Origin of the sequence: Xanthomonas sp. BRIP62418, from assembly GCF_003993495.1 — a bacterium.
Lineage (GTDB): Bacteria > Pseudomonadota > Gammaproteobacteria > Xanthomonadales > Xanthomonadaceae > Xanthomonas > Xanthomonas euroxanthea.
This window is the reverse complement of sequence record NZ_QEZG01000040.1, coordinates 124317-138141: the sequence shown is the minus strand read 5'-3', so window position 1 is coordinate 138141 and position 13825 is coordinate 124317. Positions and strand designations below refer to the sequence as shown.

The window sequence follows — 13825 nt, the reverse complement described above, 5'->3', positions numbered from 1 at the left end:
GGCAAGCATGGCTGTCAGCACGTTCGACCTGTTCAAGATCGGCATCGGTCCGAGTTCCTCCCACACCGTGGGGCCGATGCGCGCCGCCGAGCGCTTCGTGCATCGCTGGCTGCTCGACGCCGGCCGCCTGCCCGATGTGGTGCGCATCCGCGCCGAAGTCTTCGGCTCGCTTGCCCTGACCGGCCGCGGCCATGGCACTGACAAGGCCGTGCTGCTCGGCCTGGAGGGCCATCGCCCCAACCTGATCGATCCGGACATCATCCCGACCACGCTGGAGCGCATCCGCGCCAGCAAGCGCATCAACCTGATGGGCCAGCACGTCATCGCCTTCGACGAAAAGCGCGACCTGCCGATGAACAAGCGGCAGAAGCTGCCGTACCACACCAACGGCATGCGCTTTACCGCCTACGACGCCGATGAGGCGGTGATCGCCACGCGCGATTACTACTCGGTCGGTGGCGGTTTTGTGGTCAACCAGGACGATGCCGCCGACGACCGCATCGTGGCCGACGAAACGCCGCTGCCCTACCCCTTCCTCAGTGGCGACGAACTGCTCGCGCAATGCGCGCGCAGTGGCCTGAGCATCGCCGCGCTGATGTTCGAAAACGAAAAGAGCTGGCGCAGCGAGGACGAGATTCGCGCCGGCCTGCGCGAGCTGTGGGCGGCAATGCAGTCCTGCGTGGAGCGCGGCATCCGCCAGGAAGGCACACTGCCCGGCGGCCTGAACGTCTCGCGGCGCGCGCCGGCCTTGTATCGCGAGCTCTCCTCCAAACCGGAAGCGGCGATGCGCGATCCGCTGACCACGCTGGACTGGGTCAACCTCTACGCCCTGGCCGTCAACGAAGAAAACGCGGCCGGCGGCCGCGTGGTCACCGCGCCCACCAACGGCGCGGCCGGCATCATCCCGGCGGTGCTGCATTACTTCGACCGTTTCTGCCCCGGCGCGTCCGAGCAGCGCATCTTCGACTTCCTGCTCACCGCTGCGGCCATCGGCATTCTCTACAAAGAGAACGCCTCCATTTCCGGCGCCGAGGTCGGCTGCCAGGGCGAAGTGGGCGTGGCCTGCTCGATGGCGGCCGGTGGCCTGGTCGCCGCGCTGGGCGGCAATCCCGGGCAGATCGAGAATGCCGCGGAGATTGGCATGGAACACAACCTGGGCCTGACCTGCGACCCGATCGGCGGCCTGGTGCAGATCCCGTGCATCGAACGCAACGCGATGGGCGCGGTCAAGGCGATCAACGCCAGCCGCATGGCCATGCGCGGCGACGGCAAGCACAAGGTGTCGCTGGACAAGGTCATCAAGACCATGCGCGACACCGGCCGCGACATGCAGGACAAGTACAAGGAAACCAGCCGCGGCGGGCTGGCGGTGAACGTCATCGAATGCTGAGCCGGGCGCGGCCCTGGGCCGCGCCATGCATGTCCACCCGGCGCAGCGACGCTGTACGTCCCCACGACATTTCCCCGTGTACCGTCTGACGCTGGATTCCGACGGAGATCGCGATGCGACAGCTTGCCTGCACTCTCGCCCTTGCCCTTGCCTGCGGCCCCCTGATGGCGCAGGAAACCCGCTATGGCCCACGCCTGGAGGGCTTCGACTACCCCTACCCGGTCAAGACCTTCGCGTTCACCTCGCAACAGCAGCCGCTGGAAATGGCATACCTGGATGTCGCGCCCACCGGCAAGCCCAACGGGCGTACCGCCGTACTGCTGCACGGCAAGAACTTCTGCGCCGCCACCTGGGAGCAGAGCATTGCCGCACTGAGCAAGGCCGGCTACCGCGTCATCGCGCCGGACCAGGTCGGCTTCTGCAAATCCAGCAAACCGGCCGCCTATCAGTTTTCCTTCGCGCAGCTGGCCGACAACACGCAGGCACTGCTGAAGAAGCTGGGCATCGAACGTGCCGTGGTGGTCGGTCATTCAATGGGCGGCATGCTCGCCATCCGCTATGCACTGATGTATCCGCAGGCCACCGAGCACCTGGCATTGGTCGACCCGATCGGACTGGAAGACTGGAAGGCCGAAGGCATTCCGTGGCGCAGCGTCGATGCGTGGTACGACAACGAACTGAAGATCAGTTTCGAACGCATCAAGAAGTATCAGATGGAGGTCTATTACGCCGGCCAATGGAAGCCCGAGTTCGAACGCTGGGCGCGCATGCAGGCCGGCATGTCGCTGGGCAACGGCAGGCAGGCGGTCGCCTGGAACCAGGCGCTGACCTACGACATGGTATTCAACCAACCAGTTGTCTACGAACTGCCCAAGCTCGCCGTGCCCACCACCTTGTTCATCGGCCTCAAGGACCGCACCGCGATCGGCAAGGACACCGCGCCGCCCGAGGTCAAGGCACGGGTCGGCGATTACACCAAGCTGGGCAAGCGGGCAGCGGAAGCGATCCCGAACGCGACGCTGGTCGAGTTCGCCGACCTCGGCCACTCGCCGCAGGTGCAGGACCCGACACGTTTCAATGCCGCGTTGTTGAAGGCGATTGCGCAGTAAGCAGTGCCGACGACAAAGCGATCGGCATGACCAACGCATCTGTGAAGCTGCAGCCCGCGAACGGGCGAGCTGCAGCTGCGATGCGTTTGCAACGTACAGAACGGACAGCGGACCAGCCGTGCAGCCGATGATGCCACCGACTGCATGCGCACCGGCAGCTGCTCTCAGGCGGAGGCAGCGCCTGTCCGCGTTCTTCCCCTACTACCCAGCCACAATCCGCAACACGTCATCCAGCAACGCGGCCGCAGTCACCTCCGCGCCCGCGCCCGGCCCCTGGATCAGCAGGGGCTGCTGGCGATAGCGATCACTGCTGATGGCCACACGGTTATCGGTGCCGGCGCCACCGGCGAGCGGGTGATCCAGCGCCAGCTCGCGCAAGCCAACGCTGGCGCCATGCGCATCCACGCGGCCGACAAAGCGCAGGCAGCGTCCTGCAGCGCGCGCCTGCTGCCAGCGCGCGCCGACGACCTCATCCAGCGCGTCCAGCTGCGCATCCAATGCGTCAAGCGGCAGCCGCGCAATGCGCGTGGGCACCAGCGATTCCACATGCACCTGGTCGGCTTCCAGCTGCCAGCCCGCCGCGCGCGCCAGGATCAGCAACTTGCGCCGCACGTCCTCGCCTGACAGGTCGATGCGCGGATCCGGCTCGGTATAGCCGGCCGCCATCGCCTCACGCACGCAATCGGAAAACGCACCATTGCCGTCGTAGCGATGGAATAGCCAGGCCAGCGACCCGGACAACACGCCTTCGATCGAATGGATATGGTCGCCGCCTGCCACCAGCGCGCGCACGCTGCTCAACACCGGCAGCCCCGCCCCGACGGTGGCGCTGTCGCCGTAGTGCGCACCACTGGCGTGACGTGCCGCGTGCAAGGCCTGCGCGCGCGACAACGCGGTGCCCTGGCCCAGCTTGTTGGCAGTGACCACGTGCACGCCACGCAGCAGCCATTCCACGTGCCAATCGGCAACGACATCGCTGGCGGTCGCGTCCACCAGCAGATCGCCGGCACGCAAGGCGGTGGTTTCTGCCCAGGGTTGCAGCACGGCCTGGCCACGCGGTGCGGCGTTGGCCTGTTGCAAGGCCTGCGCGGCGCTGGTACCGCAATCGTGGGCAATCCGCGAATTGGCCAGCCAGTCGAAGCGCGGCAACTGCAGCTGGCGCTCCTGCAACGCGGTATAGCGCGCCACGAACGCGCGCCCCACCGTCCCGGTGCCCAGCAAGGCCAGCCGTGGTGTCGGCGTCACCGCTGCCGCCGAAGCGCGGCGCGAAACAGGCAGCACGGTGCTCACGCGTCGACCTGTTTGCGGCTTGCGGTGGTCAGCGTCGCTTCGGCACGCGCCAGGCCGGCGCGCAGGTCGATCAACAGATCCTCGGCCGATTCGATCCCGATCGACAGCCGCAGCAGGCCATCGGAAATCCCGGCGGCAGCGCGTGCTTCGGCAGTCATCGCCGCATGCGTCATCGAGGCCGGATGCGCAATCAGGCTTTCCACACCGCCCAGCGACTCGGCCAGGGTGAAGTAGCGCAGGCCATCGACGAACGCGCGCACCGCAGCTTCGCCACCATCGAGCTCGAAGCTCATCATCGCGCCAAAGCCCTTCTGCTGGCGCGCGGCCAGCGCATGACCCGGATGCGCAGCCAGGCCGGGGAAATACACCTGATTGACCACCGCATGGCCGTCCAGCAGCTCGGCGATCGCGTCGGCGTTTTCCTGGTGCACGCGCAGGCGCGCGTCCAGCGTGCGCAGGCCGCGCAAGGTGAGGAAGGCATCGAACGGCGACCCGGTCAGGCCCAGCGCATTGGCCCACCACACCAGCTGCTGGTGCAGCTCGGCATCGCGCGCGACCACCGCACCGCCCACCACATCGCTGTGGCCGTTGATGTACTTGGTGGTGGAATGCAGCACCAGGTCCGCGCCGAACTCCAGCGGCTTCTGCAGTGCCGGCGACAGGAAGGTGTTGTCCACCACGGTCAGCGCGCCCACCTTCTTTGCCGCCTCGATGACGAAGCGCAGATCGGTGATGCGCAACAACGGGTTGGACGGGGTTTCGATCAGCACCAGCTTAGGCGACTGCGCCAATGCGTCGGCCAGCGAACGCGGGTCGGTCAGATCGGCGGTGACCAACGCAAAGTGGCCCTTCTTGGCCAGCGCATTGAACAGCCGCCAGCTGCCGCCGTAGGCATCGTGCGGCACCACCAGGGTGTCGCCCGGCTGCAGCAACGCATTGAGCACCAGGTTGATCGCGCCCATACCGGTGGAGGTGATCACCCCGCCGGCGCCACCTTCCAGCTCGGCCAGCGCTTCGCCGAGCAGGTCACGGGTCGGGTTGCCGCTGCGGGTATAGTCGTACTGGCGCTTGTTGCCGAAACCATCGAAGGAGAAATTCGACGACAGCACGATCGGCGGCGTCACCGCGCCATAGGCAGTGTCGCGGTCGATGCCGGCGCGGACGGCAGCGGTGGCAGCGGTACAGGGGGCGTCGGCGGGGTCACGAAAGCTCATGCGGTTTCTCCGGTGAGGCGAAGGGCAGTGGCGAGGATCGCGTCGATGCGATCGATTTCTTTCAGGAAGGCGTCGTGGCCGTACGGCGAGCGCAATACGCGCAGGCTGCCGCGCGGCCCCAGCCCTTCGACCAGGCTGACCAGGTCGGCCAGCGGCACCAGGCGGTCGCCCTCCACCGCAACGACGACGGTGGGCACTCGTACCTGCGCCGGGTCGATGCGATGCAGGTCGATGGACTCGGACAGCCGCAGGTAGGCGGTCACCGGTGTGCGCGCGACGTACTGCGCGCCGGCGGCATCCAAGTAGTCTTCGGCGGCCACGCGCACGCGGCCATTGATCACTTCCGGCGGCGCGTCGAAGCGCTCGCTGAATTCTTCCGGGGTGCGGTAGCTGAGCATGGCGAACTGCCGTGCCAGTGCCAGCCCATGATTTTCGGCGCATTGCAGCTGGCCCAGCGCCACCGCACGGCGCTGCAGTGCGCGCCAGGCGGCGGCATACGGATGCGCGCGATGCGCACCACTGACCGCAACCAGGGTGCCGACGCGGGCGGCATGGCGGCTGGCGAACTGCAGGCCGACCAGCGCGCCATACGAGTAGCCGACGAAGCCGTGCAACCGCGCGATACCCAGTGTATCCAGCAATGCGGCGATCGCATCGGCCTGGTCGGCGGTATCGATCGGCGCATCCAGCGTGCCGTCGGCGCCGAGAAAATCGAATGACAACAGGCGCCGCGAGGCAGGATCCAGCGCGCGGCCGGCACCGACCAGGCCATCCACCCAGCCCTTCTCGGGGAACAGGCCGCTGGCGGCCAGATGGCGATGCGCCGAAATCCCGCCGGCCACGAACACCACCGGCGCACTGGCGGCGCCGACCAGTTCATAGCGCAGCCGCAGCTCGCGCATGCCGGCATGGCGCATCGGCAGGGCAATGACCAGTTCGCCGCGCACGGCAAGCACGCCGTCATCAGTGGCAGCGGGTATATCGATGTAATCGGGTGTGGACGGCGATGCTGTATTCACGAGGCTCATGGCGATATCCGGGGTGGATCGGCCATCGAGCTTCGCGGGAGCTCGCGTTCGACGTGCGCAAGGCACGATTCGAACCATCTTTCGGCGGACGCGGTGGTCCCCGCAGGATTTGGCACCAAACGCGGGCGCTTGCGCGCTCCGCTGGCTGCCCCGGCATCAAAGGGCCTGTCCCTCCGCCGGTCTCGATGGTGGAGCCAAGATGCCACCGCTTTTTTGCGATGTCAATCTCTTCATGCGGATGGAAAGATATATTTTCATCCGATACCACTCCGGCCTGTGATGGACTGCATACTTGAGGCCCCTTGAGTTGAGCCGACCACGTGCCCCACCACGTGTCTCGCAGCACCCCGACCGCCCTCGCCCGGTCTTTCATCATTGCGGCCCTGGCGTGTATCGCGCCGGCCAACGCGCAGCAGCGCTGGCATTGGCCCGGTGCCGCGAACACGCCTGCGAGCTCGCCAGCGGTCGCAGCTGCGCAGACTGCGGCTGCATCGGCAGACATCGGCCCGTCACTGCAACTGGAGTGGCAGGCCCCGGCTTACCTGGCCTGGGTCAGCAACCCGCTGGCCGGACCCGCACAGGTGCAGCTGAGCGCACCGCCCAGCGAGGACTATCGCGCCGTGCCGGCATTGCCGCTGACGGTGCAACTGGCGGCGCACGAACGCCGGCTGCTCGCCCGGCTGTATCCAGCCAGCAACCAGCGCAGCCTGGCCGGCCTGGGACTCACGCTCGATCTGGTGCCCGGCGATCCGCAGGCCCGCCCGCAGCAGCAGGTGCGCTACCGGCTCCCGTTCCGCGATGCGCCGATACGCGTGGACCAGGGCTTCGGCGGGGCCTTCAGCCATGCCGATGCGCCCAACTGGTATGCGGTGGACTTCGCCTTGCCGCAGGGCACGCCGGTGCTGGCAGCGCGCGAGGGCGTGGTGATGGAAGTGCGGCAGGATGTCATCGAAGGCGGCCCGCAGGACCAGGCCGCCGCCGGCGGCAACCTGGTGCGGGTGCTGCATGCCGACGGCAGCATGGCCATCTATGCCCATCTGGCGCCCGATGGCGTGGCGGTGCGCCCGGGCCAGGTGGTGCGCACCGGCGAGCGCCTGGGCGCCTCTGGCAATACCGGCTACAGCACCGCCCCCCACCTGCATTTCGCGCTCCAGCGCAATGCGGACCTGCGCCTGATCGCGTTGCCGTTCCGGATGCTGGGCCCCCAGGGCGAGTTGCAGTTCCCCTCGCCGGCACCGTGAGTGACGGCCGCCCGGCAAGCGCCGGGCTACCGACCGGGAAGGCCAGGCCAGGGCCACAGAGGCCCGCCGCGGCGAAGCCGCTATAATCACCGGCTTCCTCAGTTTCCGCAGGCGTCCGCCCGGGCGCGCTCAGCCCATGTCCGACGTCTCCAACGAAGCCGCGCGCCGCCGCACCTTCGCCATCATTTCCCACCCCGATGCGGGCAAGACCACGCTGACCGAAAAGCTGCTGCTGTTCGGGGGTGCGATCCAGATGGCCGGCTCGGTCAAGGGCCGCAAGGCCGCCCGTCACGCCACCTCGGACTGGATGGCGCTGGAAAAGGAGCGCGGTATCTCGGTCACCTCCTCGGTGATGCAGTTCCCGTACGAGGGCAAGATCGTCAATCTGCTCGACACCCCCGGCCACGCCGACTTCGGCGAGGACACCTACCGGGTGCTGACCGCCGTGGACTCGGCGCTGATGGTCATCGACGTCGCCAAGGGCGTGGAAGAACGCACCATCAAGCTGATGGAAGTCTGCCGCCTGCGCGACACCCCCATCATGACCTTCATCAACAAGCTCGATCGCGAGGGCAAGAACCCGATCGATCTGCTGGATGAAGTCGAAACCGTGCTTGGCATCCAGTGCGCCCCGGTCACCTGGCCGATCGGCATGGGCCAGCGCCTGAAGGGCGTGGTGCACCTGATCACCGGCGAGGTGCACCTGTACGAACAGGGCCGCAACTTCACCCGCCAGGATTCGACCATCTTCCCGTCGCTGGATGCCCCGGGCCTGGCCGAAAAGATCGGCGCACAGATGCTGGCCGAACTGCGCGACGAACTGGAACTGGTGCAAGGCGCCAGCAATCCGTTCGACCTGCAGGCGTACCGCGCCGGCCAGCAGACGCCGGTGTTCTTCGGCTCGGGCGTCAACAACTTCGGCGTGCAACCGCTGCTGGATTTCTTCATCGAGCACGCACCGCCACCGCAGGCGCGCGACACCACCGGCCGCCGGGTCGAGGCGACCGAGGCCAAGCTCAGCGGCTTCGTCTTCAAGATCCAGGCCAACATGGACCCGCAGCATCGCGACCGCGTGGCCTTCATGCGCGTGTGCTCGGGCAAGTTCACCGCCGGCATGAAGGCATTGCACGTGCGCAGCGGCAAGGACGTCAAGCTGGCCAATGCGCTGACCTTCATGGCCTCCGACCGCGAGATCGCCGCCGAAGCCTGGCCGGGCGATGTCATCGGCATCCACAACCACGGCACCATCTCCATCGGCGACACGTTCACCGAAGGCGAATCGCTGTCGTTCACCGGCATTCCCAACTTCGCACCGGAACTGTTCCGGCGTGCACGCCTGCGCGACCCGCTCAAGCTCAAGCAGTTGCAAAAGGGCCTGGCGCAGCTGTCCGAAGAAGGCGCCACGCAGTTCTTCCGCCCGTTGATGAGCAACGACCTGATCCTGGGCGCGGTGGGTGTGCTGCAGTTCGACGTGGTGGCCTACCGGCTCAAGGACGAATACGGCGTGGATGCGATCTTCGAACCGGTGAGCGTCACCACCGCGCGCTGGGTGCATTGCGACAACGCCAGGAAGCTGGAAGAGTTCCGCGAGAAAAATGCCGGCAATCTGGGGATCGACGCCGCCGGCCAGCTGGTCTATCTCGCCCCGACGCGGGTGAACCTGCAGCTGGCGCAGGAACGCGCGCCGGACGTACGTTTCTCTGCCACGCGCGAGCATGCGCATGCCAGGGCGATCGATTGACCGCGGCTTGAACCAAGGCGCGCAACCGCACCTGCCGGCGATGCGAATTGCTCGCAATTGCGGTACCTTTTTGGCATGAACGCAGACGCCTCCCCCTCGACCGACCTGCGCGACGAGATAGCCAGCGCCGTGACCCACGGCCTGGGTGCCATTGCTGCATTGGCTGGCGGCTCGGTGCTGATCACGCTGGCCGCCATCTATGGCGATGGCTGGCAACTGGCCACCTCCATCGTCTTCAGCGCCACCCTGGTACTGCTGTACGTCGCCTCCACGCTGTTTCATGCCATTCCGCATCCGGGCGCCAAGGCGCGCCTGCAGGTGCTCGATCACTGCGCGATCTATCTGTTGATCGCCGGGACCTATACCCCGTTCACGCTGATCAATCTGCGCGACTCCTGGGGCTGGGGATTGTTTGCCGCGATCTGGACGATTGCCGCCGCCGGGGTGATCTTCAAGCTGTTCTTCACCGGTCGTTTCCGCCTGTTGTCGACGGTGCTGTATCTGGCGATGGGCTGGCTGATCGTCGTGGCGATCCAGCCCTTACTGCGCTCTGTCGATACCTGGTCTCTGTGCTGGCTGCTGGCCGGCGGACTCTTCTATACGCTGGGCACGTATTTCTACCAGCGCGACACCCAGCGCTATTTCCATGCAATCTGGCACCTGTTCGTGCTGGCCGGCAGCGCTTGCCACTTCGTTGCGGTGATTGCGCAGGTCATGTGAGGCACGATCTGCGGCGCGTTCGCGCGCCGTGCACGAGCCATCGCCAACCATGGCCCGCGTGAACAACGTGACCGACACCTCAGCTGCATCTCCTTCCCCCACGCCACGTCGTCGACGCTGGCTTGCCGGGTTCGCCATCGTCGCCGCCATCGTGGTGGTCTTCGTGCTGCTGTTCCAGTGGAACTGGCTGCGTGGCCCGGTCGAGCGCCTGGTCAGTGCCAAGACCGGTCGCGAATTCCACCTCGGCTATCTGGATGTGAAGCTGGGCCGCACGACCACGGTGCGCGGCAATCGGCTGAGCCTGGCCAATGCGGCATGGTCAAAGCGCGGGCCGATGGCCGAGCTCAACTCGGCCGAGATCGATGTCGAGTTGTGGCCGCTGCTGCGCGGCAAGCTGCGTCTGCCGGAAATCCGTCTGGATCACCCGACCGTCCTGCTGGAAGCCGGCGACGACACCCATCCCGGCAACTGGGTCTTCGATCAGGACGATGGCGATGGCACCATGCCGCGCCTTGGCCGCCTGCTGGTGAACAACGGGCGCCTGCAATACATCGATGCAGCCAATCGCTCGGATGTGGATGTGGCAATCAACAGCCTCGCCCCGCCGAGCAGCGACCAGCGTGCGGCGCCCATCGGCATCGATGGCAAGGGCCGCTGGAAGGGCTATCCCTTCACGCTCAAGGGCAACACCGCCTCGCCGCTGGAACTGAGTCAGAGCGAGCATCCGTTCCGTATCGATCTGCGCGGCAGCGCCGGCGCCACCCGCACGCACGTGCGCGGCACCTTGACCAACCCGTTCCAGTTCCAGGTCTTCGATCTGCAAATGGCACTCAGCGGCCAGGACATGCAGGATCTGTATCCGCTGACCGGCGTAGCCATGCCGTCGACGCCGCCGTACAAGCTCGATGGTCATCTGCGCCGCAACGGCCAGCTCTGGCGCTACGAAAAGTTCACCGGCACCGCCGGCGATAGCGATCTGGCAGGTACCGCGGAAGTGGACCTGCGCAACAAGCGTCCGTTCCTGCGTGCGGATCTGGCGTCCAAACGCCTGGATTTCGACGACCTGGCAGGCTTTGTCGGCGCACCGCCGAAGACCGGCGCGAACGAGTCGGCAAACGCCGAACAGAAAAAGCAGGCCGCACAACTCGCAGCCAGCGCCCGCGTGCTGCCCAGCACACCTTATGACCTGTCCAAGCTGCGTGCGATGGATGCGCAGGTGCGCTGGCGCGCGCAGCGCATCAATGCGCCATCATGGCCGCTGGACGACATGGACGCCTCACTGACATTGAAGGACGGTCTGCTGCAGCTGGATCCGCTCAACTTCGGCGTTGCCGGCGGCGACATCCGCTCCACCATCCGCATGGATGCGCGCAACGAGGTGATCACCACGCAGCTCAAGGCTGGCCTTCGCGGCATCCGGCTGGATCAGCTGTTCCCCGACACGACGCTTGCCAAACAAGCCTCGGGTGCCATCGGCGGCGAGTTCGATCTGCGTGGCCGCGGCAACTCGATCGGAGCGATGCTCGGTACCGCCGACGGCACGATCGGCGTCGGCATGGGCCGTGGGCATGTCGGCAACCTGATCATGGAACTGGCCGGGCTGGATATCGCCGAGTCGCTGAAATATCTGGTCACCAAGGACCGTCAGATTCCGGTGCGCTGCATCTTCGGCGACTTCGGGGTGCAGGACGGCCTGATGCAATCGCGTGCGCTGGCCTTCGACAGCACCGACACCATCATCGTTGGCGAAGGCAGCATCAGCTTGAAGGACGAGACGCTAAACCTGCTGCTGCGCCCGCGCCCGAAAGACCGCAGCATCCTGAGCCTGCGCTCGCCGTTGCGGATCGGCGGCAGCTTCAAGGATCCGACCTTCCGTCCCGACTTCAAGGCGTTGGGCCTGCGTGGCGCGCTTGCAGTCGGCCTGGGCATGATCGCCCCGCCCGCCGCCTTGCTCGCGACCTTCGAACCGGGTCCGGGCAAGGACAGCGACTGCGGTGGCAAGTTCGCGAAGTAAGCTCGCGGCAATACCTTGGGCGACCAGCAAATCTGCCAAACGCTGCAGCGATGGTGGCTACGTGTTGAGCGTATGCACTTTCTTTGACGGGTGCACTTCTCAACAGACACACGCAGCGATGGCGAACAGCGTCATCGGTTCTTGCAGGCAGGATGCTCAGGCAAACGCTCGGTGAGTCGTGCGCGGCACCTCACCGCTCGCAGGACGCGCCGTGAATTCGTCCTTGGAAGCTTGGTGGCGGCATCCCTGCCGCTATACGGTCCTGCAACCGGCAAGGACACCGCACCAAAAAGTCGGTCGAAGGCCACGTGAAAAAGCTTCTGGTAGCACGAAGGGGATCGGACGTTGATCCGCATCGCTATCGAACGAATGCATCGTGCATTGCTTGGACCATGCACACTGAATATCTCGATAGGTCCTTGCCCGCTCACCGTCGCGGGACCTTACGCGGCATGGATGCCGCGTAAGAGCCTACAAGGACGTACTTGCGGCGTGTCCTGCGATGGTGGGCGGGCAAGGGCCCTGCAATAGGCTGCAGATAAAACCCCCTGACACTCATCTCTCTGCCCGCCACACTCATCAAGCCAGCCCGGGCAGAAGCGCCGTTCAAGGCAAGACGCAGGGAACCCAGCCGGCACGGCTCTAGCTGGCGATGTAACGCTGCAATTGATCGATATCGTGCTGCTGGCGCTCGATCACCGCCTTGACCAGATCGCCGATGGAAATCACGCCCTGCACGCGCCCGTTGTCCAGCACCGGCAGATGCCGGAAGCGTCCGTCGGTCATCAACTGCATGCAGCGCTCCACCGTGTCTGACGGCGACACCGTCACCACCTGGGTGCTCATGATCTCGGCAACACTGGTGGTCGATGAAGCGCGGTCGCGCAGCACCACCTTGCGCGCGTAATCGCGCTCGGACACGATGCCGACCAGCCGTGGTCCGTCCATCACCAATACCGCGCCGATGCCTTTCTCGGCCATCATCCGGATCGCCTCGATCACTGCAGCGTCTGCCGCCACGGCGAACACCTCAACCTGCTTGGTCCCCAATAGCTGTCGTACGGTCTGCATGGCCCGCTCCGCGCTTGGTCTGGTGGTCGCAGACTACTCCCACCACGCCGCGGTGGGTATCGACCAGGTACAGCGGACGCTGCTTGGCCTCGTCATACAACCGGCCCAGGTATTCGCCGATCAGGCCCAGGGCAATCAGCTGGATGCCGCCAAGGAACAGGATCACCGACATCATGGTCGGCCAGCCGGCCACCGGGTCGCCCATCAGCGCCGCCTTGATCACCACCCAGCCACCGAACAGGAATGCCACCAGCGCGGTAAGCAAGCCCAGATAGGTCGCCGCGCGCAGTGGCACGGTGGAAAAACTGGTGATGCCATCCAGCGCGAAGTTCCACAGCCGCCACACCGTGAACTTGCTGCGCCCCGACAGCCGCGGCGCACGCCGATACGGCAGCGCCACCTGGCGAAACCCGACCCAGCCAAACAGCCCCTTCATGAAACGGTGGCGCTCGCGCAGCTGCTGCAAGGCCTCCACCACCCGCGGCGACAGCAGCCTGAAATCCCCGGTATCGGCGGGAATCGGCGTGCGCGACAACTGCCGGATCACCCGATAGAACGCATGCGCCGCGCTGCGCTTCAACCAGCTCTCGCCCTCGCGAAAAATCCGCGTGCCGAAGATGTTGTCGTAACCGGCGCGCCACAGCGCGACGAATTCGGGAATCAGCTCCGGCGGGTCCTGTCCATCGGCATCGAGCAGCACCACCGCACCGGGCAACACATGGTCCAGGCCGGCAGAAATGGCCACTTCCTTGCCGAAATTACGCGACAGCCGCACCGCGCTCACCTGCGGGTCGGCATCGGCAAGCGCCTGCAGCACGCTCCAGGTGCCGTCGCTGCTGCCATCATCGACATACAGCACATGCGTCTGCACGCCGTGCAAGCCCGCCAGCACTGCGCACAGGCGCGGGTGCAGCTGCGGAATGCTGGTCTCCTCGTTATAGGCCGCAATCACCACCGTCAGGCGGTCTGCTGCCAACGGCAGCTGGGCGGGGCCGGACGTCTGCATG

The 13825-nt window shown here is 66.1% G+C and carries 11 protein-coding genes and 1 riboswitch; of the genes, 6 read left to right on the top strand and 5 right to left on the bottom strand.

Annotated features, from left to right (window positions below; translation table 11 throughout):
- Positions 1 to 7: 7 nt before the first annotated feature.
- Together EO174_RS13525 and EO174_RS13520 are read left to right on the top strand one after the other, a co-directional pair.
- A complete protein-coding gene (locus tag EO174_RS13525) occupies positions 8 to 1390 on the top strand; it encodes an L-serine ammonia-lyase (protein ID WP_119131157.1) in 1383 nt (460 codons plus the stop codon).
- 113 nt (positions 1391 to 1503) lie between these two features.
- On the top strand, positions 1504 to 2499 hold the full coding sequence (locus EO174_RS13520; RefSeq protein WP_104583005.1) for an alpha/beta hydrolase: 996 nt from the start codon (positions 1504 to 1506) through the stop codon (positions 2497 to 2499).
- A gap of 201 nt (positions 2500 to 2700) precedes the next feature.
- On the opposite strand, the gene EO174_RS13515 is transcribed toward EO174_RS13520, so the two are convergent.
- The 3 genes from EO174_RS13515 to EO174_RS13505 are packed head-to-tail and all read right to left on the bottom strand — an operon-like array spanning position 2701 to position 6031.
- A complete protein-coding gene (locus EO174_RS13515) occupies positions 2701 to 3789 on the bottom strand; it encodes a homoserine dehydrogenase (RefSeq protein WP_164740202.1) in 1089 nt (362 codons plus the stop codon).
- Positions 3786 to 5003 carry an O-succinylhomoserine (thiol)-lyase gene (locus EO174_RS13510; RefSeq protein ID WP_126944999.1) on the bottom strand — a complete coding sequence of 406 codons (1218 nt, stop codon included), beginning with the start codon at positions 5001 to 5003 and terminating at the stop codon, positions 3786 to 3788. The genes EO174_RS13515 and EO174_RS13510 overlap by 4 nt, the downstream gene beginning before the upstream one ends.
- A complete protein-coding gene (locus EO174_RS13505; RefSeq protein WP_126944996.1) occupies positions 5000 to 6031 on the bottom strand; it encodes a homoserine O-succinyltransferase in 1032 nt (343 codons plus the stop codon). The genes EO174_RS13510 and EO174_RS13505 overlap by 4 nt, the downstream gene beginning before the upstream one ends.
- Before the next feature lie 71 nt (positions 6032 to 6102).
- A riboswitch (SAM riboswitch) is annotated at positions 6103 to 6223 on the bottom strand.
- Between the two features lie 128 nt (positions 6224 to 6351).
- Here EO174_RS13505 and EO174_RS13500 point away from each other — a divergent pair.
- The 4 genes from EO174_RS13500 to EO174_RS13485 all read left to right on the top strand — a co-directional run bounded on the left by EO174_RS13500 (position 6352) and on the right by EO174_RS13485 (position 11747).
- Positions 6352 to 7272 (top strand): M23 family metallopeptidase, encoded by a 921-nt coding sequence (locus EO174_RS13500; RefSeq protein WP_115677687.1) that lies wholly within the window; start codon positions 6352 to 6354, stop codon positions 7270 to 7272.
- A gap of 136 nt (positions 7273 to 7408) precedes the next feature.
- Complete coding sequence (locus EO174_RS13495; RefSeq protein WP_115677688.1) at positions 7409 to 9013, top strand: peptide chain release factor 3; 1605 nt, start codon at positions 7409 to 7411, stop codon at positions 9011 to 9013.
- A gap of 75 nt (positions 9014 to 9088) precedes the next feature.
- Positions 9089 to 9733 carry a hemolysin III family protein gene (locus EO174_RS13490; protein WP_115677689.1) on the top strand — a complete coding sequence of 215 codons (645 nt, stop codon included), beginning with the start codon at positions 9089 to 9091 and terminating at the stop codon, positions 9731 to 9733.
- Between the two features lie 58 nt (positions 9734 to 9791).
- The gene (locus EO174_RS13485; protein ID WP_126944993.1) at positions 9792 to 11747 is read left to right on the top strand and encodes an AsmA family protein; all 1956 of its coding nucleotides are present in this window, start codon (positions 9792 to 9794) and stop codon (positions 11745 to 11747) included.
- A gap of 642 nt (positions 11748 to 12389) precedes the next feature.
- On the opposite strand, the gene EO174_RS13480 is transcribed toward EO174_RS13485, so the two are convergent.
- On the bottom strand, positions 12390 to 12818 hold the full coding sequence (locus EO174_RS13480) for a CBS domain-containing protein (RefSeq protein WP_104648196.1): 429 nt from the start codon (positions 12816 to 12818) through the stop codon (positions 12390 to 12392).
- Complete coding sequence (locus EO174_RS13475; RefSeq protein ID WP_104582998.1) at positions 12778 to 13824, bottom strand: glycosyltransferase family 2 protein; 1047 nt, start codon at positions 13822 to 13824, stop codon at positions 12778 to 12780. Before EO174_RS13475 ends, EO174_RS13480 begins: the two co-directional genes overlap by 41 nt.
- Between the last annotated feature and the right edge of the window lies 1 nt (position 13825).